Genomic DNA, 23,192 nt, shown 5'->3' on the forward strand with positions numbered 1-23,192 from the left:
TCTTGACCGGGTCGTTGGTGGTGATAAGCGTGGTGGAGGTGGACAGGACGAGCCGGTCGGTCCTGGCCGCGATGTAGCCGAGCATCGTGGTCGGTGAGGAGGCCACGAACGGCGGGTTGTGGTGCTCGCCGGTGGCGAAGACGTCCAGGCCGACCTCCTCGGCCTTGAGCGCGATGGTCACCATCGCCTTGACGCGCTCGGCCTCGGTCGGCGTGCGGCCGGTGGTGGGGTCGGTGGTCACGTCGCCGACGGTGAAGATCCCGAACTGCATCGCACCCGTCTCCCTGCGGTCGCTGCGCCGACTGCCGTGGCGGACGCGGTGCCGGGCTCGGCCGACCCCGTCGCGGTGTCGTCGTCTTTTGTTGATGTATCAACCATAGTAGTGCAAGAGGGCGTTGATCCACCAACCGAATCAGTGCGGTGTTCCCCGGGGGCCGGCGCCGTCCGCTCAGTCCGGATGCTTCGCCATGTGGTCCGAGACGCGCTGGGTGAGCCGGGCGAACGTCCTGAGCTGGTTGGGGGTCAGGGCGTCGACGAACAGGCGGCGGACGTGCTCGACGTGCAGTGGCGCGGCTTCCTCGATCGCCTCGTAGCCCGCCGGTGTGGCGACGATGAACGCTCCGCGGGCGTCGTCGGGGCATTCCTCCCTGGTCACGAGCCCGCGCTTGGCCATCCGCCGGACCTGGTGGGACATCCGGCTCTTCTCCCAGTTCACCAGTTTGGCCAGCTCCAGGAGCCGCATTCTCCCCTCGCCCGTCGCGGTGAGGTTGACGAGCACGAGGTAGTCGGAGGCGGACATTCCGGAGTCGGCCTGGAGGAGACGGGACAGCCGCCCGATGAGCGTCTCCTGCATGCGGATGAAGCTGTGCCAGGCGGCCTTCTCATCCGCCTCCAGCCAGCGCGGCGTCTCGTTCATGGGCGCAGTGTAACGAAGAAGTTGACACCTCATCCACTTGGGACGACGCGGCCGGGACGCGGCCCTGCGCCGGGCCGGGCCCTCCGGAAGCGCGGAGGGCCCGTCGACGGGGGCCGCCGCCCCGGCCCGGTCCGTCCCGCCGTCCCTCAGGACGCGGGCGTGCCCTGCCACCTCAGGGGGTCGTCCTCCAGCGCGGAGCGGTCCCAGTCCCCGAGGTTCGCGGCGGCCTCGTAGGTGGTGCGGAGGAACTCGGCCACCGCGCGGTCGGGGTCGGGCGCGGTGCGGGCGGCCTCGTAGGGCAGCAGGAACTGCTGGAACTCGGTGCTGTAGTACGCGCCCTCGGGGCTTACCGGCTGGTCGGCGAACCCCTCGGGTGCGGGGTAGGCGTAGGAGTAGAAGGCGCCCTCCTCGCCGCCGCCGGGCCAGAACCCGCAACTGGACAGTTCCCGGGAGTAGCCCTCGACCATGACCCAGTCCCCGCAGTTGGGCGCTCCGCCCGGGTGGGGCGGGGCCGTCCGTCCGGAGAAGCGGGTGCAGGCCAGGTCCATCGCCCCCCAGAAGAAGTGCACCGGACTGACCTTGCCGACGAAGTGCGACCGGAACTCGCCGATCACCCGGTTCGCCTGGAGGAGCTGACGCCAGAACAGGGCGGCCGCCTCCCCGTCGTAGGAGGCGTGCTCGTGGTCCTCGGCGAAGGGGATCGCGGGCTCGACCTCGTTGGGGCTCGGCCGGATCGGCGCCTCGATCCCGAGCTGGCCGAGCATGTCCATGATCCGGGAGTAGAACTCGGCGACCGGCATCGGTCGCAGCGGGAAGCTCCGCTCGCCGCCGTCGCTGCTGCGGATCCGGAGCTGGTGGCCGACGAAGTCGAACTCGATCTCGAAGGCCCCCGTGCGGTAGGGGACGGCCGAGGTCGTCAACCCGCGCGGGCTGACGTAGAGGGTCACCTGCCACCAGTGGTTGATCAGCGGTGCGTGGGCCATGCGGATCTTGCCCACGATCTGGGTCCACATGTGCAGGGTGTCGCGGGTGGGGGTCCAGTCCGAGACCCGCAGGCTCGGCCAGTTCGTCGCTGACGGGCTGGTCATCGCTCACTCACTTCCTTCCGTGCGCCAAGGGGCGGGGGCGGCCGAGTGCCGCGGACGGCTGTCCTGGCCCCCGGGCCCCTCCCGGAGCGAGGCGGGCCGCGGTCCTGTCGGCCCCGCCGCGACCACACGGCGGCCGACGGCCTCCGGGCGGGCGGTGCTCCGCCCGTCTGTGGGCGCGAGACCCCCGCTGGTCGTTGATACATCATCCGAGCGGTAGGTGACAAGTCAACTTGCCTGTGGGCGATTCGCGCTCGGGTGCGGCGGAGGGGGCGGGATCCGATTTTGTTGACGCGTCACCAAATGATGCTAATTTTGGTGATGCATCACCTAACTCGGCGGAGGCGTTCCGTCACCGAAGCGCAGGGCCGTCTCCCGTGCGGAGAGGTCGCGCCGGTCCGCGCAGCCGCGTCGGCCGGTTCGGGCGGCACGGGCGCGCGCCCGTGCCGCCCGAACGGTGAACGGCGGTGTCCCGGCCGAGCCCCCAGAGCGCGAAACCCCTGAGAGGAACCCCCTGTGAGCACCAAGGCCAAGAACGGACTCCAGGCACTGCTGACGCCGGAGGAGAGCGTCCTCGTCCTCATCGACCACCAGCCGTTCCAGTTCGCCAACCTGAACAGCCACGAGCCGTCCACGGTCGTCAACAACACCGTCGGTCTCGCCAAGGCCGCCAAGGCGTTCGGCGTTCCGACCATCCTGACGACCGTGCTGGAGGAGCGCGGCGGCTACCTCATCCAGGAGCTGCGGGACGTGTTCCCGGAGCAGAGGCCGATCGACCGCACGTTCATCAACACCTGGCAGGACCAGCGAGTCGTCGACGCCGTCGAGGAGACCGGCCGGAAGAAGGTGGTCATGGCCGGTCTGTGGACGGAGATCTGCCTGGCCATGCCGGCGATCCAGGCGGCGGGCGAGGGCTTCGAGGTCTTCGCCGTCACGGACGCGTCGGGCGGCGTCTCGGCGGAGTCCCACGACATGGCCGTGCGGCGCATGGTCCAGGCCGGAGTGGCGCCGGTCACCTGGCTGGCCGTGGCGGGCGAGTGGCAGCGCGACTGGGCCCGCGAGGAGACTATGGAGGGCATGGTCGAGGTCCTGACGCGGCACGGCGGCGCCACCGGCATCGCCTTCGCCTGGGAGACCCAGATGCTGGCCGGCCGCGCCGCGAACGGCGCCTGAGGACACGACCGGGCGACGGGGGCCGGTCCGCGGCGGGCACGGCCCGTCAACGACCGGTCCCGTCGCCGACGAGGACACCGCCGCTCGACGGCGTGAACAGGCTGACACACCGACAGGAGGGGAGGACCCGTGGCGGTCCAGGTGGGCGACGTCCCCCGAGCCAAGCGCTATGAGGCCCGCGTCGACGGAGAACCCGGGGTCGCGGGCACCGCGGAGTACATCCGCACGCCGGAACTCGTCGCGTTCGTGCACACCGGGGTCGCGCCGGAGTACGAGGGGAGGGGCGTGGGGTCCGCGCTGGTGCGCACCGCCCTCGACGAGGCGCGGTCCGCGAACCTGCGCGTGCTGGCGACCTGCCCCTTCTTCGCGGGCTGGATCGCCCGTCATCCCGACTACCGGGACCTGCTGTACCGGTCCCGGAGCGGGGACAGCGACTGAACGGTCGCCCCGTCGGGAGCCGGGGCGACGGGTACTGGTTCCCGGACCGAGGACCGCGAGGACCCGGACGGGGAACGGCGAGGCGGTCCGGACCGCCTCGCCGTTCCCCGCGCCCGGACGCCCGCGTCAGCCGGTCCGGTCCTCCCGCGCGCCCCGCCGGGGCACCATGTCGACCAGGGCCCGTGCCGCCAGCCGGTAGCCGCGGGGACCGAGGCCGACGATCACCCCGGAGGCCAGTGGGGAGAGCACCGACTCGTGCCGGAAGGGCTCACGTGCCCAGACGTTGGACAGGTGCACCTCGATCCAGGGCGAGGGGTAGTCGTCGAGCGCGTCGCGCAGGCTCCACCCGGCCATCATGAGCGCGCCCGGGTTCACCACCGCCCCCACCGTCCCGTAGGCGTCCTCGATCGCGTCGATCAGCTCGCCCTCGCTGTTGCTCTGGACGGCGCGCACGCGCCACCCGCGCGGCGCGACCTCCTCGGTGACGGCCTCGGCGACGTCGTCGAGGGTGTCCGTGCCGTACAGGTCGGGGCGCCGTCGGCCCAGACGCCCCAGGTTGGGTCCGTTGACCAGCAGGATCTCGTCCATCCGACTCACCTCATACCTGCTCGGGGAAGAAGAACGCGCGGTAGTGGTCGATCTGCCGTGCGAGCATCGTGCGACCGCACACGGCCGGGTGTCCGTGCGCGCGAGCCCCGGCCACCAGGGGGGTGGTCCCGGGGCCGAGAGCCACGTCGACGACGGCGGCCCCGGCGCGCAACGTCCCCGGGTCGAAAGGCGGCGGATCGTCGGCGCGCGTGCCCAGGGGGCTGGCGTTGACGGCCAAGTCCACCCCGGTGCCGGGACGCCGCCCCGCCGCGGTGACGCGGTCCCCCCCGAGGGGGCCGAGCCTCTCCAGCAGCTCCGCGACCGCGCTCGGGTCGGCGTCGTACACCTCCAGGCTCGCGACCCCCGCGTCGAGCAGCGCCGCGGCGAGGGCGCGGCCGACCCCGCCTGCGCCGACCATCCACGCGCGGAGCCCCTCGGGGGCCGCGCCCTGCTCCCGCAGCCCGTCGAGCATGCCGACGCCGTCGAGCGCGTCGCCGTGCCAGCCCCCGTCACGCCCCCGACGGATCACGTTGACGCCGTCGGCGCGGACGGCGCGTCCGGTCGCGGTGCCCACCAGCCGCAGCGCGGCGGGCTTGTGCGGGACGGTCACGCACAGGCCGTCGACGTTCGCCGCCCGGCGCAGGCCCTCCAGGACGGTGGGCAGGTCGGCGGCCGGGACGTGCAGGGGCACCAGGACCGCGTCGACGCCCCAGCGTCCGAAGGCGGCGTTCATCAACGCCGGCGAACCGGCCTGCTCGACGGGGTCGCCGAGGACGGCGAGGACGCGGGTGCGTCCGGAGATCGCGACGCTCACGCGGCGACCCGCCCGCACGGCGTCGCGGCGCGCCGGCCGTCCGCCGGCCACCGGGGGGAACGCGGCCCCCGCACGGGCGGCGGACAGGGCGGGGACGGCCTCTCGGTTCTCGTCGGGGTCACGGCGTGCTCCTCTCCACGGGCACCGGGGGTGCCTGCTAGCCTCCGCAGATGGCTTCCACACCCGAGACGATCCGGTGGATCGTCGAGCAGTTGCGCCCGCTCGACGTGCACACGCGGGCGATGTTCGGCGAGTACGGGCTCTACTGCGACGGTGTCTTCGTCGGGGTCGTCTGCCACGACACCCTCTTCCTCAAGCGCAACACGGCCACGGACGAGGTGCTGGGCACCGACCGCCTGGCTCCGCCCTACGACGGAGCCCGGGACCACCACGTGGTCCCCGACGCGCTGCTGCGCGCCGACGACGCGCTCGTGCGCCGGGCGGTCTCCGGCGCGGCCGAGGTGCTGCCGCCCCCGCGCCGACGACGTCGCTGACCGTTCTCAGGCACGCGCCACCACCAGGCCGCTCGACAGCGCGGGCGGGGTGACGGTGCGCGCCCCGTGGAAGCCGCTCGCGGCCAGCTCCTCCACCAGCTCCCCGGACGTCAGGACGAAGTCCGAGCCGGCGGCGATCCAGTCGACGGCGCTTCCGGCGAGCTGACCGAGCGGTTCGGGGTCGTCGTACAGGAAGTCGTGCACCACCAGGACGGCGCCTGGTTCCACCGCCGCGCGTACGCGGTCGAGCAGGTCCCGCCGCCCCGCCCGGGGAAGCAGGTGCAGGACGTGGGAAAGCAGCGCGCCGTCGTGACCCGCGGGCAGCGCGTGCGCCGTCATGTCCCACGGCACCAGCCCGACGCGCCCGTCGAGTCCGGCCCGGCCGACGGCCGCCGCCGCGTGTTCGAGCATGGGCGCACGGTCGTAGACGGTGGCGCGCATCCCGGCGCGCAACCGGCACAGCGCCACGCTGTACCCGGCGCTCCCGCCGCCGACGTCGGCCAGGTGGCGCACCCCGCGCAGCTCCGGCAGGCGTGCCACGTGCGGGGCGGCCGAACGGGCGCCCACGGCCATCGCGGCGCCGAGTTCGCCGACCACGTCCTCCGGAACCGCGGTGCCGCACTCCCGGCCGCGCAACGCGGCGACCAGGCCCGCGGCGTCGAGGTGGTCCCCGGCTGCCCAGCGTTCGATCCGCAGCAGCCCGCGCGCGTCGTCGGCCCCGCCGGGGGTGCCGAGGAACACCGTCATCCCCGGCCCCTCGGACCACCGGCCGTGCGCGTCCCGGATGGCGACCTCGTGCCACCCGAGCACGCGCAACAGCCTCTCCACAAGCTCGGGGCGTGTGTCGGTGGCCGCCGCCAGGGCGGCGGCGCCGGTCGGTGCGGAGAGCCGATCGAGAAGCCCGACCGCGTCCGCGGCCTCCAGGACGGCGAGGAACTTGCGGGCGGCGTGCAGCCGCATCAACTCCCGCACCGCGACTCACCCGCCCAGGGGCGCGAACAACTCGACGAGGTTGCCGTCGGGGTCGAGCACCAGGGCGTAACGCTGACCCCAGACCGCGTCCCACGGCGGTGTGTGGCACACGTAGCCGAGCGAGCCGATGCGCTCGTACTCGGCGTCGACCTCGGCCGGGGAGTCCAGCTCCACGGTCAGGGCGATCCGGTGCCCGCCCTCGGGCGCCTTCCAGTCGGGCACGAAGCCGCGGACCACGTCCACGGTGTCCCAGAGCAGCTTCACCCCGTTCGCGAGCCGGGCCTCCGCGTGCGGCGTCCCGGCGTCGACTTCGGGGACGTCCACGCCCAGTTCGCGGTAGAACGCGAGGGAGCGGGGCAGGTCCTCGACGACGAGGCCGAAGCCGGTGATGCGGGCAGACGACATGCTGGTCTCCTCCTTCGGGTCGGTCGGGACGGTCACTTCGCGTGCACGGCCGACCGCTCGGCCGTGACCGTCAGCCCCGCCACAGGACGTCGTAGGACGGGGCCGGACCGTCGGACGCCGTCCGGATCCACCGGCCCTGCCGGTACCGGTCGATCTCGCCGGACAGCCGGTACCACCATAGGTCCCGGCCCCCGGGCGCGGGGGCCGATCCGGGATCGGCGGTCCCGACCATCGGATACTCGTTGATCCACACCTGCTCGGCGCGGATCCTCCCCGCGACCGAGCGCGCGCGCACCGGGTCGCGCGACCACACCCCCGCGGCCAGGCGGTGGCGGGTGCCGTTGGCGACGGCCACCGCCTCCTCCTCGCCGTCCACGCGCAGCACCGACAGCACCGGCCCGAACACCTCCTCCTGCGCGACGGTGTCGTCGACCCCGACGCCGGTCAGGACCGTGGGACGCACGTAGGCGCGGGCGTCCAGCCCCTCGTCCAGCTCGCCGGGGCCCGGGCTCCCCCCGCCGCAGGCCAGGACGGCCCCCTCGCGCAGGGCGGTGCGCACGTAGCCGCGCACGGTACGGGCGTGCTGGCGCGAGACCAGGGGGCCGATGTCGGTGTCGGGGTCGAGCGGGTCGCCCAGGGACAGCGTCCGGACACGGGCCACGAGGAGCCGCACGAACGCGTCGTGGACGTCGCGGTGCACCACGGCGCGCGAGCCGGCCATGCAGATCTGTCCGTTGTGCAGGAATGCCCCCCACACCACGCCGTCGACGGCGGCCGCGAGGTCGGCGTCGTCCAGGACCACCTGCGGCGACTTGCCCCCCAGGTTCAACCGGGCGGCCGTACCGGCGGCCGCGGCCGCGCCGGCCACGTCCTGGCCGACCCCGTCCGACCCGGTGAACACGACCAGGTCCACGTCGGGGTGCCCGGCCAACCGTCCCCCGACCTCGCCCCCGGGGCCGGTCACCACCTCCAGGACCCCGGGCGGCACGCCCGCCTCGCGCAGGGCCGCGGCCAGCTCCAGCACGGCCAGTGACGCGAACGAGGCGGGCTTGACCACGCAGGTGTTCCCCGCGGCCAGGGCCGGGGCGATCCGCAGGGCCCCAAGGGAGAGGGGGAAGTTCCACGGGACGATGGTGCCGACCACGCCGACGGGGTCCCAGACCATCTCGGCGCCCTCCGGCCCGGCGAGCCGGTCGGGGAACCGCTCGGCCTCCCAGGCGGACCGGATCAGACAGTCGTGGGCGCCGGGGACGTCGACGGCGCGCGCCTTGCGCAGCGTCGCCCCGTTGTCCAGCACCTCCAGCCGGGCGAGGTCCTCGGCCCGCTCGCCGATCAGGGCCGCCGCCCGGCGCAGCACCGCGGCCCGCTCGGCGGCGGGCAGCGTCGGCCAGGGCCCCTCGTCGAAGGCCGTGCGGGCCCGGGCGACCGCGACGTCCACGTCAGCCGCGGTGCCCGCGGGCACATCCGCGAGATGGCGTCCGGTGGCCGGTTCGTAGGTGCGGTAGGTCGGGCCCGCGCCGTCCCCGGGCCGGGTCCAGCGCATTCGTGGGGCCCGGGTCCCGGACTCCGCCGTGGTCATGCCGCCTCCTTCGGGGCCGAGGGGTCGTCGGTCCGCGCGGGGACGCCCCGCGCGGCCAGGCCGTGGGCGAGGAGCACCGCCCCCGCCAGCGAGGAGTCCCCGCCGTGCAGGGCGGGGGCCACCGTCGGGCGCGTCCTCCCGGCACGCGGCTCCAACCGGTCGGCGACCCGTTCGCACAGGCCGGGAAGGCTCGTGAGGAGCCCTCCGCCGATGCGCACCTGTTCCGGGGCGACCAGCTCCACGAGCACCTCCACGGCCCCGGCCAGCGCCACGGCCACGGTGTCCCGTTCCCGGAGCGCCCACGGCACCGCCGCGCGCACGGCCCCGGGCAGGTCGGCGAGGGTGTGCCGGCCCCGGGTGCGCCGCACCACGCGCCGGGCCACGGCCGGCCCCGACACCGTCGCCTGGAGGCAACCCGTCCTCCCGCACGGACAGGGCGGTTGCGACGCCGGGCCGGCGACGGACAGGTGCCCGACCTCGCCCGCGCCGCCGTGCGCCCCTCCGACGACCCGCCCGTCGGCCACCAGACCGCCGGCCAGGCCGGTGCCCAGACCCAGGTACACCAGGTGGTCAGCCCCGGAGGCGGCGGCCTCAGCGCGCGCGGCGGCGTTCCCGTCGTCCTCGTGCGTCGCGGGCGCCCCCGGGCAGAGCCGGGCCAGCGCGCGGGGCAGGGAGCACCCGACCCACGCGGGCCGGTTCGGCCACGCGGTGACGGTCCCCTCGGCGTCGACGGAGGCGGGCCGGGAGACCCCCAGGGCCTCGACCCGCCCGGGGTCGCCCCCCGTGACGCGCTCGACGGCCGCGCCCAGGAGGGCGAGGTCCTCCTCGACGCCGGCACCGGGCGACCACACCAGCCTCTCCTCGACGGGGGCCCGCGGCGGTCCACCGCCGTCACGGGGGCCGGGCACCAGCCTCAGCCGGGCCCCCGACCCCCCGACGTCCATCCCCAGGCAGGCCACGGGTCACTTCCCCCCGACCGGCAGACCGGCCAAGGACAGCAGGTCACCGGGGTCGTCCAGGGTCCACACCGGTTCCTCGGCGGCCAGGTCGGCGGGGTCGCCCTCACCCCAGGTGGCGGCGATGGGCACCACGCCCGCGGCGCGAGCGCTGCGCAGGTCGGCGACCGCGTCGCCGACCATCACCGCGGCCTCACGGCGACCGCCGACCCGTGCCAGGGCCTCGACGACGATGTCCGCCGCGGGTTTGGGCCTGGGCACCTCGTCGCTGCCGACGACCGCGCCGAAGAACCCGGACAGGCCCACCGTGTCCAGCAGGGACCGCGCCCGCACACCGGACTTGCCGGTGGCCACGCACAGGTCAACGCCCCCGGCGCGCAGACCGGTCAGCATGTCCACGACTCCGGGGAAGACCCGGACCTGGTGCGCCAGCTCGTTGCTGGCCCGCACGAAGGGCTCCTCCAGCGTGAGCGGCAACCCCATGCTGCGCATGATGTCGGGGAAATAGCGGCCCAGGTGGGTGCGGTACTCCTCGAACGGGGGCTCACCGGCCCCCATCACCTCGTGGTAGGCGTGGGCGAACGCCTTGCGCATCACCGCGAAACTGTCGACGAGCACGCCGTCCAGGTCGAACACCACGACCGGGTCCGGTCGGTCGGCCAGGCGGGGTTCGACGGCGGGGGTCGCGCCGTCGGGGAGGGTGGTCATGTCAGACGCTCCGTGTTCAGTGAGGTGGACGCCCACACGCCACGGTGGGAGACCACGATGGTGTTGTCGTCGGCGAGCCGCCGGAACAGCGGCGCCGGGCTGTCGTCCTCGTCCCACGCGGCGGGGTCGACCCCGCCCCAGCCCTGCAACAGACGCACCAGCAGCGGGTCGACCGGCCACCAGCGCCCGTCGACTCGGAACTCGGCCCAGCAGTGCGGCGAGGAGTAGGGGCGGGCGACGATGACGCCGAACGAGAACCGGGCCTCCAGACCCCGGCGGGCGGCCTCGGCGACCAGCCACGCCGCGGTGCCCCCGCAGTCGGAGACGCGCGCACGGTCCAGGAAGGCCGGGTCCCAGCGCACCGCCTCGGGCAGCATCAGGAACTCGACGTCGGCGATCCGCGCGGTGATCTCCCGTACCGGCCCCGGCAGACGCGGGCCCCGGGTCGGCATGGGGAGGACCCAGCGGTCGAGCGCCCCGCGGTCGTGGGGGGTCCGCAGCCGTTCGTGCCGCCCCCGCGGGCCCAGGACGGTGAAACGGCAGGGCCCCGGGTGGTCGGGCAGCGGACAGGTCGCGCCGACCTCCACGCGGTAGCGGGCCGGCGCGTCGTCGGCCCCCGGGCCGCGCAGCGCCACGGCGTTGTGCCGCAGGGACGCGCCCCAGGACTTCACCGCACGCCTCTGGATCGACGGCCTGCCGAGCCACAGCGCGGCGTTGCTGAGGTCGTAGGGGTCGAAACGGCGTGCCTCCCCCCGGCCCACCGCCGGCAGTCCGGCGTCGAGCAGGGCGGCCAACAGGTCCGCGTCGAGACGGTGCCAGCGGCGTGCCACGGTCGCGTCCTGGGCGAAGCGCCGCGCGGTGTCGGGCACCCGTCGCAGGCGTTCGACCACGGGCCCCACCGCGTCCGCGGCGTACGGTCCCGGCGAGGCCGCGCGCGTGCCCGGTGCGGATGGCACGGGAACACCTCCTCGGTGACGTGGTGTCGTGGGTCAGCCCAGGTAGCCGAGTTCTTCGAGGCGCCGCGCGACCGCGGCCTCCTCCTCCGCGGAGTAGACCTCCTCGTGCCGTGCGGTCAGGCCGCGGCGCTCCAGCTCCTCGACGACGGCCCGGCTGTCGGCGGCGTCGCCCCCGCCCTCCGCGCCGAGCGTCAGCCGGACGCGCCCCGGGGCGTCGCGGTCGGCGCCCTCCGGGACGACCTCGACCGCCGCCGACATGTGCGCGGTGAAACGGACCAGGTCCGCCTCCCGCTCGGCGTCGACGCCGAGGGCGCGCAGATCGGCGGCCAGTCGCTCGGCCAACGCGTGGTCGCGCCGGGCGGACCCGGTGGACACGTGCAACCGGACGGTGTGCTCAGACATGGACGAAGTCTCCGCTCGTGTCGTAGATCCCCTCGATGGCGGCGAGGATGCCGCGGGTCCGGTCGAGCGCGTCGCCGGTCCGGCCGGGGGCGGCCACCGCGGCGACCAGCGCCTCGACCTGTGCCCGGTACTCCGCGCCGACCTCCTGGTGGGGCAGGTCGACCCCCCGTTCCCGACCGGCCACCCGCACGGTGAGCGCGGGCCGGGTCCGGTGGGGGCTGAACCCGAAGGTGGTCTCCAACGTCGCGCTGCCCCGCGCGCCGTGCAGCGCCAACCGGGTGAGGTCGCGGGCGTTGTGCGAGGCCCAACTGCTGCGCAGGCTGATCCCGGTGCCGTCGGTGGTGGTCACGAAGCCGTAGGCGCTGTCCTCCACCCCCCGGGCCCCGGCCGTGGAGGTCGGCGCGCCGGCGTGCCAGGAGGCGGCGCGGTCGTCGCGGTCCACGAAGTCGGCGGAGACCACCCCGCACGCGCGGAGGACACCGGGACCCCCCAGCAGGTCCAGGCCCACGTCGAGCAGGTGCCAGCCCAGGTCCACCAGGGCGCCCCCGCCCGAGCGCGAACCGTCCCGGTACCAGTCGGCGTGGCTGGGCACCCCGGCCGCGCGCACCCACTCCAGCTCCGCGTACCGCACGGGCCCCAGGTCGGCGCGCAGGGAGGCGAGCGCCGCCACGTCGGCGCGGTGGCGGGCCGGGCTCCAGGCCAGGAGCCTCCCCCCGCCCATCGCGGAGGCCGAGGCCAGGGTGTCCGCCTCACCGCTGCTGAGGCACACCGGTTTCTCCACGAACACGTCCATCCCCCGGCGCAGCAGGGGGGCCGCGACCGCCGCGTGCTGGTCGTTGGGCACCGCGACGACGACTGCGTCGGCCACGGAGCGGTCGAGCTCCTCCGACTTGATGGGCAACGCGCCGGGACACGCGGCGAGGGCGGCCCCGCGACGTTCGGCGACCGGTTCGACGACGGCGGTGACCCGCGCGCCGGCGTGGGCCGCCAGCATCGGCAGCCACACACGGCGGGCCATCCAGCCGGTCCCCACCACGGCGACGCGCGGGACGGGATGTGCGGACATCAGAACCGCGCACCCCCGTCCACCCTGAGCGTCGTGCCGTTGACGTAGGAGGCCCCGTCGGAGAGCAGGAAGGACACCGCGGCCGTGACCTCCTCCAGCTCCGCCGGACGGCGGGCGCCGATGAGCTCACGGACCCTGGCGGCCTCCTCGGCGTCGTGCCGGGGGGAGCCGTCGTCGACGACCCCGGGCGCGACCACGTTGACGGTGACGCCCCGGCGGCCCACCTCACCGGCCACCGACGCGGCCCACGGCTCCAACGCCCCCTTGGAGGCGGCGTAGGCGCTCTGTCCGGGCAGCCCGCGCTGTCCCGCCCAGGACCCGAACAGGACGATCCGGCCGCGGCGGGCCCTCATCATCGGGCGCAGGCAGGCCCGGGCGAGCGCGACGGAACCGCCGACGTTGACCCGCATGAGGTGGTCCAGGGTGGCGGCGTCGGTGGTCAGGGCCGGGCGGCGCAAAAGGACCGCGGCGGCTGCGACACAGCCGTCGACGCGCCCGAAACGCTCCGTCGCCGCCCCGACGAGCTTCTCCGCGCCCCCGGGCTCGGACACGTCCGCCCGGACTGGGACGCAGGTGGCCCCGCGCTCCTCGGCCTCGGCCCGCACCGCCCGGACCGCATCGTCCCCCCGGTGGTAACCGGCGACGACGGCGGTGCCCTCGTCGGCGAGACGGCGCACGCAGGCCCGGCCGATGGTGCCCGAGGCGCCGGACACGACGACGACGCGCACGGTGTCGCTGCTCATCTCTCCTCCTCGTTCGCGGTGCGTGTGGTGCGGGGGACGGTGGCCGGCACCAGGGCGGCGGCCCCGCCGGGCAGCGGCACGCCGCGACCGACACGGGCGCCGCGCGCGGTCAGCGCCTCGGCGAGGTCGCGCAGGCGCGGCCACGACGTCCCGCCGTGGGTGCACCAGTCCAGGGCCAGCTCCGATCCGGGCCCGCCGCCCTCCGGGAGGAAGACGTCGTCGACCAGCAGCCTCCCGCCGGGGCGAAGGCGCGACAGGAGCCAGTCCAGGTCGTCCCCGGGCGCCGGACCGTGCACCGCGTTGACCACCACGCAGACGTCGAACCCCCCCGCCCCCGGGTCGGGGGAGACCTCGACCCGGGCGCTCCCGCCGAGCGCGGGGTGGGGTTCGCCGGCCAGCGCCCCGACGGCTGCCAGGTGGCCGGTGGCCTCCGGGTCGGCGTCGATCAGGGAGGGCAAGTAGCGGCCCGGACCGGCGGTGACCTCCAGGACCCGCGCGCCGCGCGGCACGCGCAGCAGCCGTGTCCCCAGGACGGCGCGGGCCCGGGCCGAGGGAGCCTCCATCGCCCGCCGGTAGAGGCGGGCGAACCCCGGGTCCGGGGCGCTCCGCTCGAACGGCCGCCCGTCCCGGCCGTCGCCGCGGGCCAGGGCGGCGAGGGCTTCGCGCGAGGTCCAGCCGCGCGAGAGGGAGGCCTCCAGGTCGACGAACCCGAGCGCCTCCTCGGGCGCGACCCCCGCGTCGTCCCCGTGCGGGTCGGCCGTCACCAGCCCCAGGTCGGCGGCTATGTCGAGCAGCCGCGTCAACGCGTCGACGCGGCACCCGGTGCGCAGGGCCAGGTCGACGACGTCGTGGTCGCCGTCCAACCGTTCGAGGACGCCCACCTCGCGCAGGGCGAACAGCAGCTCGGACGCCTTGTGGGCGCGGGTGGCGGCGAGCCCCGCGGCGGTCAGGCGCGGACGCGCCGGCGCGGGCACCTTGCCGGTGGCGGTGCGCCCCAGGTCCTCGCGCGCACGCAGCTCGTCGGGGCGTTTGGCCGGCGACAGTTGCCCGGCCAGGTGGCGGCGCAGGTCCTCGACCCCGGTGCCCTCGGCCAGGACGACGTCGGCCACCAAGCGGTCGGCGCCCGCGTGGCGCCCCGGCCTCCCGGTCACGTGCGCGTCCCGAACACCGGGGTGGGCGCGCAGCACGGCCTCCACCTCCAGCGGGGCCACCCAGCGGTCGCCGCGGCGGACCGCGCTCGCGCGCCGCCCCAGCACCCGCAGCCCGTCGGCGGTCTCGGTGACCAGGTCGCCCGTGTCGTGCCAGTCGGCCCCCGGAGCCGTGCGCACCCGCAACAGGCCCGTGGACGGGGACGCGGCGTCACCCGGGCCGCCCACGATCTCGTGGACCACGCCGGGCAGGACCCGTCCGACGCACCCGGGCTCCAGACCGGGCCCGTCGGGGTCCGCCACACCGGCGCACAGGGCGCCGGTCTCGGTGGAGCCGTAGTTGCGGGATGTGGGGACGCCCAGGGCGTCGCGCACGGCGCGCTCCAGACCGGCGTCCACCGGCCCCGCCCCGACCATCGCCATGCGCAGCCGTGGCGCACGCGGCCCGCCCCGGCGGACCGTCCGCAGGGCCGACAGCCGTGCCAGGGAGGGCGTGAGCACGACGACCGTGGCACCCCCGGCCAGCTCGTCCGCGGTCGCGCCCAGCGCGGTCGGCGGCACGGGCACGACGGCGGAGCCGGAGAGCAGCGCGCCGAACAGCCACCCCAGGGCGTAGGAGTGGCTCAACGGCAACGGGATCAGGACCCGGTCGTCCGGCCCGACACCGACGCCGTCCCGGTAGCGCAGCCCCTCGGCGACCAGGTCGGACTCGGTGCGGCGCACGAGTGAGGGCCGGCCGGTCGAGCCGGACGTGGCCAGCACGAGCGTGGATTCCCCGGCCACGGCGTTCCGGGCCGAGGACGTGCCACGGGCGGGGGAGACCGCGCCGGTGGCGGGGTCGAGCCACCCCTCCCCGCCGGCGTCGCCCAGCAGCCGGTCCGCCTCGGCCCCGGGGGCGTCGGCGCCCACCAACAACGGGTGGGCGCCGGCCTCCAACAGGCCGAGCAGACCGGTCACCCACGACGGCCCGTTCTCGGCCCGCAGGCCGATCACCCGGCCCGCGACGTCCCCTGCGCGTTCGCCGACACGCCCGGCGGCCTCCAGAAGCGCCCCGGTGGAGAGCGCCGTGCCGTCGGCGCCGCGCAGGCGGCCGGGGAGGTCCGGCGCGTCGCGCAGGACCGCGCACAGCCCGGAGGCCACGACGGGGGTCCCGGCTGCCTCACCCACGGCGCGTCCGGTCGTAGTCGGCCTTCATCCCGGCCAGCAGCGCGCGGATGGCGGGCGGGGAGTACGTGGGGGCCGAGCACAGCTCGTCGAGCGTGATCTCGTCCTCGAAGTACATCGACAGCGTGTCCCACGGCGTGAAGCAGCCGTGGCAGGCGTCGAGACGCGGTCGCTCCGCGAGCAGCGCCCGGGTCAGCCCGGTCTCCCCGATCTTGTCGGTGGTCGCGGTCCAGTCCTCCTCCAGGACGTTGCCCATGTCGGAGAACCAGATGTTGGGGCAGGGCGTGACGACGCCGTCGCTGAAGGTCGAGACCACCAGCCGGGGCAGGTGGCAGCGGAAGGTCCGCCTGCCCTCGCGGTAGAAGCTCAGCAGCCGGTCGAAGTAGGCCCGCGGCGGCAGCACCGCCGACAGCTCGTCGAAGCGGTCGACCAGCTCCTCGACGTGCACGATCTGCTCGGGGCGGATCCTGTAGTCGTCGGAGTCGGGTCCTCGCACCGGGAAGGGGTGCAGGCTGACGTGGTCGCCGAACCCCGCCAGGAAACGGGCGAACGCGGTCGTGTCGGCGACGCTGCGATCGTGCAGCACCTGGTAGATCTCCACCGGGATCCCCGAGACGAGGATGCGCTCGATGGCGGCCATGGTCTTCGCGTGCAGCTTCTCCGACTGCACCCGGTAGCTGTTGCCGCCGTACAGGTGGCTGTCCAACGACACCTGGAGCACCACGTTGCCCCAGGAGCGCAACCGCTCCAGGTGTTCCTCGCGCACGAGCACGCCGTTGGTCTGCACGACCAGGACCTCGTGCTTGGCCGCCTCCTGCTCCAGGAAGTCCATGATCCCCCTGATCAGGAAGATCTCCCCGCCGGTCACCTTCAGCAGGGGCATGTCGAACGTCGTGCGCAGCCGGTCGGCGACCGTGTCGACGTTGCGGCCCAACGGCGTGTCCTTGGTGTAGGCGTCGCGCTTGGGGGGTTCGAAGATGAGCTTGAGGTTGTGCCCCTCCTTGAGGTTGCTCTGGCCGGTCAGGCAGTAGTTGCAGCTCAGGTTGCAGGCGTCCTCGTTGATGACGAGGTCGTTGCCCAGGAGGTGGCTCACCATCGTCGCGGTCTCCTTCGTCGTTGATGTCGCGGCGCCGTGTCCTCAGGCACGGACCCAGTGGTGCGCGTGCGGGCGGGCGGGGTCGTCCCCCTCGCGGGGGCGTGCCCGCGCGCGCAGCGCGGCGGTGAGGGCGTCCGTGCCGCCGAACAGCGAGCGGGCCTGGCTCGTGTAGCACCGCGCGGCCTCCAACCAGACCCCGGTGTCGGCCTCGGTCAGCGCCGAGGCGCGCCTGTCCAGGCCCCGGCGGTGCCGTGCCCGCACGGTGTAGGGGAAGTCCTCGTACCAGTCCGGCGCCCCGACCCCCGCGCGCTCGACGGCCGCCCGCGTCAGCCTGTGGTCCACGTGGTCCCCGGCCGCGAGCGGCGCGTGGACGAGCGTGCCCCCGTCCCGGTGGCGTGCGATCGCCTCCGCGATCCGGTCCACCAGGGCGGCGTCGTCCGGATGCGGTGTCGAGAACAGGCGGGTCACCGACGGGTAGCGCGGGACGCCGTCGCTGCGGCGGGCCGCCGCGTCGGCGAGTCCGAGCGAGTGCGGCGCCAGCCCCAGGAGCGACAGCGCGGCGCGGTCCTCGGCCCTGCGTGTCGAGGGCGGCGCCGACAGCGCGCGGGAGGCCCCGCCCGGGGCCGGGTCCGGGACCGGGCCGTCGAACACGGTGAGCACCACGACCCGGGCCCCCTCGCGCCGCCAGCGCGCGATCCGGCCCCCCAGGGACCAGACGGCGTCGTCGGGGTGGGGGGAGAGCACCAGGTGGTCCACGGTCCCCCCGGCGGGCGGTCCGCTCACGGGGCATCCCCCCCGCGCACCGCGTCGACGTACCGGACCGGATCCCCGTCGGCGCAGAGCAGCTCCGCCAGGTGCGTCACGGCGGGCTCGGGGTGCAGCGCCGCGAAGCGCTCCAGATTGCGGGCGTGCTGTTCCCAACGGTCGGGGCGGCCGTGGCTGAGGTGGACCCCCAGGGCGTCGGGCACCAGCCGTCGGCGCAGACCGCGCCCGTGCAGACGCCGGCCCAGTTCGAGGTCCTCGCAGCCCCACGTCGTGCCGAAGGACTCGTCGAAGCCGCCGGCGGCCTCCACCTCGGCGCGGTCCACGGCGAGGTTGGCCCCCACCGAGCCGAGCCACGGGGCGACGTCGGGCACGGTCCCGGCGTCCATCCCCTCCACCGCGCGCTCCAACGCGTTGGCCACCAGACGGCGACGCGGCGCCCGTGTCGGGCCGGCCCCCAGCGCGCGTCGGGCGTCCCGGGCGTCGGCGGCGTCCCCCCGGGCCAACTCGGCGACCAGGGCGGCGGCGGTGGGCAGTTCGCGCATGCGCCCGTGGCAGAACAGGCCGGGGCCGCGGGCCCGGTGGTGGGCGGCCAGGAAATCCTCGCCGACCAGCACGTCGTCGTCGACGAAGACCACACGCGGGGCCGAGGCGGCGGCCACGCCGGCGTTGCGTGCCGCCGCCCGACCGCGACCGGGGCCGCGCACCACCACGAGCGGGGGCGCGCTCCCGGCCCCGTCACGGGCGGGCGGGCCGGGAGCGGCGCCCACCTCGGCGGGAACCTCGTCCGCGTCGACGACGACCACCACCTCGTGGGGCGGCGCGTCGCGTTGCCCCGCCAGACAGGCCAGGGCCGGACGCAACCGTTCGGGCCGCCCCCCTGCGGTGGGCACGACGACCGAGATCACGGGACGGGGCGCCGGACTCACGCCGCCACGGCCTCCCCCACGTGCGCGGCCACGGCGCGCACCGTGTCCGGGTCGGCGAGCAGGACACGGTGGTGCAACCAGACGCACTCACGGCCGATCAGCTCGCTGTTCGGGCAGCGAGCGGCGTCGCTCCCGACGCCCTCGCCCCGCGTGGGGCCGAGCCCCCATCCCCGGGTCCGGTAGATCGGCGGGAAACCGACGAAGGCGGGGACACCACGGCCGACCAGGTCGTCGACCAGCGCGCGGCGACGACGGTCGTCGATCCCGGGGACACGGAACATGGCCATGTAGTGGCTGTGGAGGTCGCACCGCTCGTCGCGGCCGGCCGGCACCACGCCCGGCACCGCGGCCAGCTCCTTCTCCAGCACCTCTGCGCCGCGCTCGCGCACGGGCAGGTGCTCGTCGAGGCGGGCGAGCTGTCCGCTCAGCACGGCCGCGACGAACTCGGGCATCCTCTGGTTGGAACCCTGGGTGCGGTGCTCGTAGTGCCGGTCGTCGGCGGGGCGCCCACAACTGTGGCGCAGGTAGGCGTCCTCGTAGCGCTCGCGGTCCGGGAACAGGATCGCGCCGCCCTCGCCTCCGGTCATCAGCTTGCCGTTCTGGAAGCTGAAGGTGGCGATCCCACCCAGCTCCCCGGCGTGACGGCCGCGCCAGCGCGCCCCGTGCGCGTGCGCGGAGTCGTGCAGCACCTCCACGCCCGCCGACCGGGCCAGCGCGTCCAGCGCGTCCACGTCGGCGAACTGGCCGGCCATGTGCACGGCCATGATCACCTTCGTGCGGGGGCCCAGGGCCGCGGCGGTCGCGTCGACGTCGAGACAGTAGGTGTCGAGGTCGACGTCGGCGGGCACCGGCACGGCGCCCAGCCGCTGCACCGCGAGCGAACAGGAGATGAAGGTGAACGCGGGGACGACCACCTCGTCCCCCGGACCGACGCCCATGCTCTCCAGGGCGAGCTCCAAGGCCGCGGTCCCGCTGCTCACGGCCAGGCAGTACGGTGCGCCGTGCCGCTCGGCGAAGGCGCGCTCGAAGGTCTCCACCCGGCTGCCGGCCTGACGCCACCACCCCGGTTGTTCCAGGACCCCGAGCAGCCCCTCGCGTTCGGCCGCGCCGTACTGGGGCCACGGGGGAAGGTTCAGTTCCTGACGGTCGTGCGGCACGTCGTCCTCCGAGTCGGGGGGGCGAAGGGCACGGCGGGTGTCGGACTCACGCGCCGCGGAATCCTCGTGCTCACCGCGGCAGCCGTCTTTTCCCGGAATCACTCGCCAAAGCGGACTCCCATAACCTTGGGAACCATTCGATTCGCTGTCAAGGTGCGGTGTCCGGGAAATGCTGAAGCAGTTCAACCACACGATTCGTGCGGCTGTGAACAGCGAGAACGAGGGCGGGTGCGTATCTTGCGCAGTCGAACATGCGATAACCGTTCACCCGGTCCGGGGTGTTCATTCGAAAAATCGAATAACGGTTGACGGATCTCCCGGACGTCATGACGATCGTGATTCACCGGCCTCGGCCGAGCCCGTCCGGTCCCCCCTGCCCTCGACACCGAAAGGCCGTCCCGTGCCGACCCCACGCGTCCTCGTCATCGGGATCGACGGCGGCAGCTTCGACACCATCGACCCCCTCGTCCGACGCGGGGAGCTGCCGCACACGGCCGCGCTGCTGCGGGACAGCGCGAGCGCGGTCACCTCCACGACCTGGCCGGCCCACACAGCGCCGGGGTGGGCCACCATGACCAGCGCGTCCCACCCAGGACGTCACGGCGTCTACCAGTTCTTCGACACCCAGCACCCCGCCTACGGGGAGACGCTGGTCGGCGCGCCGGATCTGGGCCGCTCCTCGATGTGGGAGTGGGCGGCGGCCCAGGGCTGGTCCGGCGGGATGATCAACGTCCCCATGTCCCACCCGCCGCGCGACCTGCCCGGCTACCAGCTGACCTGGCCGCTGCGGCAGACCCTGCGCTACTGCCGGCCGCCGACGCTGCTGCGCGAGCTGGCGACGGCCGGGGCGCACTTCCAGCCCGACCTCGCCTGCATGTTCCGGGGCGACCACGGCTACATCGACGAGGCGGTCGCCAACGTCGCGGCGCGCGTGCGCTCGACCCGACACCTGATGACCACCAGGCCCACCGACGTGACCATGGTCGTGATCACCGAGCCCGACCGGGTGGGACACCACTACTGGCACTTCGGCGACCCCGACCACCCCGGGCACGAGACCCCGCCTCCCGGCTCCGGGTGGGACGAGGCGATGACGCGCATCCACCGCGCCGTCGACGACGCCGTCGGTGAACTGGTCGGGCTCGTCGACGACGACACCACGGTCGTGCTGGTGTCCGACCACGGGCTCGGGCGCGGGCGCCACTCCCTGGGCCTGCACGGCCTGCTGGAGGAGGCGGGCCTGCTCGCCACCGCGGCCTCCGGCGACGGGGAACCGGACCGGGTCGCGCACTGGTTCACCGGCGGCGGACGCACCGTCGACTTCGACCGCACGTCGGTCTACATGCCCGTGCCGGGCAGCTACGGCCTCAACGTCAACCAGCGGGGCCGCCAGGTGCGCGGTCGCGTCGCGCCGAGGGACCGCGCCCGGTTGCTGGAGGACCTGCAGTCGCTCCTCGACCTGCGCACGCCCACCGGCGACCGGGTCTTCCGCGCGGTCCTGCCGCGCGAGGAGGTCTACCCGGGCCCCTGGACGCACCGGGCCCCGGACTTCGTGCTGCTGCCCGCCGACGAGACCGTCATGCCGGTCTGCGACCCCTCGGCCCCGCTCTGGGGGCCGAGCGCCCAGACCGGGCTCCACCGCCACGAGGGCCTCTGGGCGCAGCGCTCGCCCGACGTCGTCCCGGGGCGCCGGGCCGAGACCTTCCGCCTGGTCGACACCGTTCCGACGATGTTCGCCGCGCACGGGATCGCCTGGCCCGACGACGTCGACGGCCGCGTCCACCGGGACGCGTTCTCCCGCCCCCCGACCCCGCCGGCGCCGCTGCCCGCGGACCCCGTCACCGGGACCGGCCTCCCCGGGGACGACGCCGCCGACGAGGACGGCGACCTGGCCTTCACCAGCTCCCGGCTGCGCGAGATGGGTTACCTGTGAAGCAACCCCCGACCGAAACCGACCCCAGGGAAGGGAACGACGACGTGAGCGACGTCAAGGATCGGCTGAAGAAGGTCATGGTCGCCTCCCTCGAACTCAAACGGGATCCGGCCGACCTCCCCGAGAAGGACATCGTGGACACGCTGGGCCTGGACTCGATCAACACCCTGGAGTTCCTGATCTGGGTGGAGAACGAGTTCGACATCGAGATCGCCGACGAGGACCTCTCGGTGCGCCTCGTCGACGACCTCGACGTCCTCAGCGCCTACGTCAGCGAGCGGCTCTCCGACTGAGCCGTCGGCCGGACCGGCAGGACCGCGAGCGACGAGGAGGAGCAGTGCCGAGTGATCGACGCGCGATCGTGGTGGTCACCGAGGGCGCCACACCCCGGCTGCTGGACCGGTGGTGCGCCGAGGGCCGGCTGCCGGCCTTCGCGCGCCTGCGGACCCTCGGGGCGGGGGGACCGCTGCGGGCCGACGGCGTCCCCTACGAACCACCGGGCCTGCTGAGCCTGCTCACCGGGGCGCGCCCCGGCGACCACGGGTTCCACTCCTACTGGTCGTGCCACAGCCCCGACTACCGTCCGGCGGTGCTGGGTTCCCGGGAACGGCGGCTGCCGCTGCTCTGGCAGCGCCCGGAGTTCGCCGACCTGCGCTTCGCCTCCGTGGGGCTGTTCGGCACACACCCCGCCGAACCGTTCGACGGTTGGCTGATCACCTACCCCATGCGACCCACACTGCGCGGCTGCCACCCCCGCGAACTCCAACGCGAACTGGACCGGGAGGGCATCCGCCCGGTACACGACGTGTCGGTGTGGTGGGACGGGGGACCCCGCGCCTCCGTGCTCGAACGTCTGCTGGAGGCCGACCGGCGACGGGCCGCAGCCGCCGAGCACCTGCACGACCGGGGCGCCGACGTCACCGTGGTCAACCTGACGGCCATCGACCGCACCTCGCACATCTTCTGGCAGGAACTCGAACGCGAGGACGTCGACCCCTCCCACAGCGCCGTGTTCGACGCCTACAAGACCGCCGACGACGTGCTCGGACGCATGCTCCGCCGGCTCGACGGCCGCACCACCCTCATCGCCTTCTCCGAGATCGGGTTCGGTCCCGTGCGCTCGTACTGCTCGATCAACGACGCCCTCGCCTCGGCCGGGCTCCTGACCCACGACGCCGACGGACGCGTGGACTTCGGGGCCAGCCGGGCCTTCGAGGCGGTCCAGGGCACCCACGGCGTCAACGTCAACCTCACCGGCCGCTACGAGCGGGGCACGGTCTCCCCCGACGACTACGAGACCGTGCGCAAGGACGTCGCCGAAGCTCTGCTCGGCGCGGTCAACCCCCGCACCGGCCTGCCCCTGGTCCGTTCGGCGTCCCCCCGCGAGGAGGTCTACCCGGGGGCAGCCACCGAACTCGCCCCCGACCTGGTCCTTGAACCCCACGACTGGCGCTACCTGCCCCTGGGCGACCCGAGCTGGGCCCACCACGTCCACCGCACCTGGCAGAGCGGCTGGCACCGACCCGACTCCTACTGGGCCGCCCTCGGTCCGGACACCGGGACCGCGCTTCCCGGCACCGCGCCCGCCCGACCGGTGGACATGGCCGCCACACTGGCCGCGGCCCTGGGCCGCGAGGTCCCGCCGTGGTGCTCGGGGAGGGCCCTCATCACCTGCTGAGCACCCACCACCGGTCGACCCCAGGAAGGA

25 protein-coding genes are annotated in these 23,192 nt (G+C 74.7%); 6 read left to right on the plus strand and 19 right to left on the minus strand.

Going from position 1 to position 23,192, the window contains the following annotated elements; translation table 11 throughout:
* The 3 genes from ABD54_RS12875 to ABD54_RS12885 form a co-directional block, all read right to left on the minus strand.
* Nucleotides 1-271 (minus strand): LLM class flavin-dependent oxidoreductase (locus ABD54_RS12875; RefSeq protein ID WP_047869707.1); only part of this gene is annotated, 271 nt, incomplete at its 3' end.
* Nucleotides 272-448: 177 nt separating this feature from the next.
* A complete protein-coding gene (locus tag ABD54_RS12880; RefSeq protein WP_047869708.1) occupies nucleotides 449-916 on the minus strand; it encodes a MarR family winged helix-turn-helix transcriptional regulator in 468 nt (155 codons plus the stop codon).
* Nucleotides 917-1,062: 146 nt separating this feature from the next.
* A complete protein-coding gene (locus ABD54_RS12885) occupies nucleotides 1,063-2,004 on the minus strand; it encodes a DUF5996 family protein (RefSeq protein ID WP_047869709.1) in 942 nt (313 codons plus the stop codon).
* 513 nt (nucleotides 2,005-2,517) lie between these two features.
* On the opposite strand from ABD54_RS12885, the gene ABD54_RS12890 reads away from it, so the two are divergent.
* Nucleotides 2,518-3,174, plus strand: coding sequence for a hydrolase (locus ABD54_RS12890; protein ID WP_047869710.1), 657 nt, complete (start codon nucleotides 2,518-2,520; stop codon nucleotides 3,172-3,174).
* Nucleotides 3,175-3,303: 129 nt separating this feature from the next.
* Entirely contained in the window at nucleotides 3,304-3,612 is a 309-nt protein-coding gene (locus ABD54_RS12895; protein WP_047869711.1) for a GNAT family N-acetyltransferase, read from the plus strand.
* Nucleotides 3,613-3,738: 126 nt separating this feature from the next.
* Here ABD54_RS12895 and ABD54_RS12900 read toward each other — a convergent pair whose 3' ends face one another.
* Together ABD54_RS12900 and ABD54_RS12905 are read right to left on the minus strand one after the other, a co-directional pair.
* Nucleotides 3,739-4,200 carry a type II 3-dehydroquinate dehydratase gene (locus ABD54_RS12900; protein WP_047869712.1) on the minus strand — a complete coding sequence of 154 codons (462 nt, stop codon included), beginning with the start codon at nucleotides 4,198-4,200 and terminating at the stop codon, nucleotides 3,739-3,741.
* A gap of 10 nt (nucleotides 4,201-4,210) precedes the next feature.
* Entirely contained in the window at nucleotides 4,211-5,014 is an 804-nt protein-coding gene (locus tag ABD54_RS12905; RefSeq protein WP_152692039.1) for a shikimate dehydrogenase, read from the minus strand.
* Nucleotides 5,015-5,184: 170 nt separating this feature from the next.
* Here ABD54_RS12905 and ABD54_RS12910 point away from each other — a divergent pair, with 170 nt between their 5' ends.
* Nucleotides 5,185-5,508, plus strand: coding sequence for a TfoX/Sxy family protein (locus ABD54_RS12910; protein ID WP_047869713.1), 324 nt, complete (start codon nucleotides 5,185-5,187; stop codon nucleotides 5,506-5,508).
* Between the two features lie 6 nt (nucleotides 5,509-5,514).
* Here the strand turns inward: ABD54_RS12910 and ABD54_RS26705 are convergent, their stop codons facing one another.
* The 14 genes from ABD54_RS26705 to ABD54_RS12980 form a co-directional block, all read right to left on the minus strand.
* Nucleotides 5,515-6,468, minus strand: coding sequence for a cyclopropane-fatty-acyl-phospholipid synthase family protein (locus tag ABD54_RS26705; protein WP_053063582.1), 954 nt, complete (start codon nucleotides 6,466-6,468; stop codon nucleotides 5,515-5,517).
* 18 nt (nucleotides 6,469-6,486) lie between these two features.
* A complete protein-coding gene (locus ABD54_RS12920) occupies nucleotides 6,487-6,885 on the minus strand; it encodes a VOC family protein (RefSeq protein ID WP_047869733.1) in 399 nt (132 codons plus the stop codon).
* Between the two features lie 70 nt (nucleotides 6,886-6,955).
* Nucleotides 6,956-8,464, minus strand: coding sequence for an aldehyde dehydrogenase family protein (locus ABD54_RS12925; protein ID WP_047869714.1), 1,509 nt, complete (start codon nucleotides 8,462-8,464; stop codon nucleotides 6,956-6,958).
* Nucleotides 8,461-9,423, minus strand: coding sequence for an ROK family protein (locus ABD54_RS12930; RefSeq protein WP_047869715.1), 963 nt, complete (start codon nucleotides 9,421-9,423; stop codon nucleotides 8,461-8,463). Before ABD54_RS12930 ends, ABD54_RS12925 begins: the two co-directional genes overlap by 4 nt.
* A gap of 3 nt (nucleotides 9,424-9,426) precedes the next feature.
* Nucleotides 9,427-10,128 carry an HAD-IA family hydrolase gene (locus tag ABD54_RS12935; RefSeq protein WP_082166796.1) on the minus strand — a complete coding sequence of 234 codons (702 nt, stop codon included), beginning with the start codon at nucleotides 10,126-10,128 and terminating at the stop codon, nucleotides 9,427-9,429.
* Nucleotides 10,125-11,084 (minus strand): transglutaminase domain-containing protein, encoded by a 960-nt coding sequence (locus ABD54_RS12940; protein ID WP_047869716.1) that lies wholly within the window; start codon nucleotides 11,082-11,084, stop codon nucleotides 10,125-10,127. Before ABD54_RS12940 ends, ABD54_RS12935 begins: the two co-directional genes overlap by 4 nt.
* Nucleotides 11,085-11,117: 33 nt before the next feature.
* Nucleotides 11,118-11,486 carry a hypothetical protein gene (locus ABD54_RS12945; RefSeq protein WP_047869717.1) on the minus strand — a complete coding sequence of 123 codons (369 nt, stop codon included), beginning with the start codon at nucleotides 11,484-11,486 and terminating at the stop codon, nucleotides 11,118-11,120.
* Nucleotides 11,479-12,552, minus strand: a complete 1,074-nt coding sequence (locus ABD54_RS12950; RefSeq protein WP_047869718.1) for a Gfo/Idh/MocA family protein — start codon at nucleotides 12,550-12,552, stop codon at nucleotides 11,479-11,481. Before ABD54_RS12950 ends, ABD54_RS12945 begins: the two co-directional genes overlap by 8 nt.
* A complete protein-coding gene (locus tag ABD54_RS12955) occupies nucleotides 12,552-13,295 on the minus strand; it encodes an SDR family NAD(P)-dependent oxidoreductase (RefSeq protein WP_047869719.1) in 744 nt (247 codons plus the stop codon). Before ABD54_RS12955 ends, ABD54_RS12950 begins: the two co-directional genes overlap by 1 nt.
* Nucleotides 13,292-15,610, minus strand: a complete 2,319-nt coding sequence (locus ABD54_RS12960; protein ID WP_047869720.1) for an AMP-binding protein — start codon at nucleotides 15,608-15,610, stop codon at nucleotides 13,292-13,294. The genes ABD54_RS12955 and ABD54_RS12960 overlap by 4 nt, the downstream gene beginning before the upstream one ends.
* Entirely contained in the window at nucleotides 15,603-16,703 is a 1,101-nt protein-coding gene (locus ABD54_RS12965; RefSeq protein ID WP_047869721.1) for a radical SAM protein, read from the minus strand. The genes ABD54_RS12960 and ABD54_RS12965 overlap by 8 nt, the downstream gene beginning before the upstream one ends.
* 42 nt (nucleotides 16,704-16,745) lie before the next feature.
* Nucleotides 16,746-17,486 (minus strand): PIG-L deacetylase family protein, encoded by a 741-nt coding sequence (locus ABD54_RS26710; RefSeq protein ID WP_160313085.1) that lies wholly within the window; start codon nucleotides 17,484-17,486, stop codon nucleotides 16,746-16,748.
* Nucleotides 17,483-18,394, minus strand: a complete 912-nt coding sequence (locus ABD54_RS12975) for a glycosyltransferase family 2 protein (RefSeq protein ID WP_160313086.1) — start codon at nucleotides 18,392-18,394, stop codon at nucleotides 17,483-17,485. The genes ABD54_RS26710 and ABD54_RS12975 overlap by 4 nt, the downstream gene beginning before the upstream one ends.
* Nucleotides 18,391-19,551: a DegT/DnrJ/EryC1/StrS family aminotransferase gene (locus tag ABD54_RS12980; RefSeq protein WP_047869723.1), complete on the minus strand. Its 1,161-nt coding sequence runs from the start codon at nucleotides 19,549-19,551 to the stop codon at nucleotides 18,391-18,393. The genes ABD54_RS12975 and ABD54_RS12980 overlap by 4 nt, the downstream gene beginning before the upstream one ends.
* Nucleotides 19,552-19,951: 400 nt before the next feature.
* Between ABD54_RS12980 and ABD54_RS12985 the strand changes: the two genes are divergently transcribed.
* The 3 genes from ABD54_RS12985 to ABD54_RS12995 are packed head-to-tail and all read left to right on the plus strand — an operon-like array spanning nucleotide 19,952 to nucleotide 23,162.
* Nucleotides 19,952-21,484, plus strand: a complete 1,533-nt coding sequence (locus ABD54_RS12985) for an alkaline phosphatase family protein (protein WP_047869724.1) — start codon at nucleotides 19,952-19,954, stop codon at nucleotides 21,482-21,484.
* A gap of 44 nt (nucleotides 21,485-21,528) precedes the next feature.
* Nucleotides 21,529-21,777, plus strand: coding sequence for a phosphopantetheine-binding protein (locus ABD54_RS12990; protein ID WP_152692040.1), 249 nt, complete (start codon nucleotides 21,529-21,531; stop codon nucleotides 21,775-21,777).
* Nucleotides 21,778-21,821: 44 nt separating this feature from the next.
* On the plus strand, nucleotides 21,822-23,162 hold the full coding sequence (locus tag ABD54_RS12995) for an alkaline phosphatase family protein (protein ID WP_160313087.1): 1,341 nt from the start codon (nucleotides 21,822-21,824) through the stop codon (nucleotides 23,160-23,162).
* Nucleotides 23,163-23,192 lie beyond the last annotated feature (30 nt).

Origin of the sequence: Nocardiopsis sp. RV163 (assembly GCF_001029525.1) — a bacterium.
GTDB classification, from domain to species: Bacteria; Actinomycetota; Actinomycetes; order Streptosporangiales; family Streptosporangiaceae; genus Nocardiopsis; species Nocardiopsis dassonvillei.

Excerpts from the sequence above, each read along its gene's own strand:
- ABD54_RS12920 (WP_047869733.1), bottom strand. The coding sequence starts at position 6,885 with ATGTCGTCTGCCCGCATCACCGGCTTCGGCCTCGTCGTCGAGGACCTG.
- ABD54_RS12885 (WP_047869709.1), bottom strand. The coding sequence starts at position 2,004 with ATGACCAGCCCGTCAGCGACGAACTGGCCGAGCCTGCGGGTCTCGGAC.
- ABD54_RS12945 (WP_047869717.1), bottom strand. The coding sequence starts at position 11,486 with ATGTCTGAGCACACCGTCCGGTTGCACGTGTCCACCGGGTCCGCCCGG.
- ABD54_RS12965 (WP_047869721.1), bottom strand. The coding sequence starts at position 16,703 with ATGGTGAGCCACCTCCTGGGCAACGACCTCGTCATCAACGAGGACGCC.
- ABD54_RS12955 (WP_047869719.1), bottom strand. The coding sequence starts at position 13,295 with ATGAGCAGCGACACCGTGCGCGTCGTCGTCGTGTCCGGCGCCTCGGGC.
- ABD54_RS26705 (WP_053063582.1), bottom strand. The coding sequence starts at position 6,468 with ATGCGGCTGCACGCCGCCCGCAAGTTCCTCGCCGTCCTGGAGGCCGCG.
- ABD54_RS12900 (WP_047869712.1), bottom strand. The coding sequence starts at position 4,200 with ATGGACGAGATCCTGCTGGTCAACGGACCCAACCTGGGGCGTCTGGGC.
- ABD54_RS12880 (WP_047869708.1), bottom strand. The coding sequence starts at position 916 with ATGAACGAGACGCCGCGCTGGCTGGAGGCGGATGAGAAGGCCGCCTGG.
- ABD54_RS12910 (WP_047869713.1), top strand. The coding sequence starts at position 5,185 with ATGGCTTCCACACCCGAGACGATCCGGTGGATCGTCGAGCAGTTGCGC.
- ABD54_RS12950 (WP_047869718.1), bottom strand. The coding sequence starts at position 12,552 with ATGTCCGCACATCCCGTCCCGCGCGTCGCCGTGGTGGGGACCGGCTGG.
- ABD54_RS12935 (WP_082166796.1), bottom strand. The coding sequence starts at position 10,128 with ATGACCACCCTCCCCGACGGCGCGACCCCCGCCGTCGAACCCCGCCTG.
- ABD54_RS12925 (WP_047869714.1), bottom strand. The coding sequence starts at position 8,464 with ATGACCACGGCGGAGTCCGGGACCCGGGCCCCACGAATGCGCTGGACC.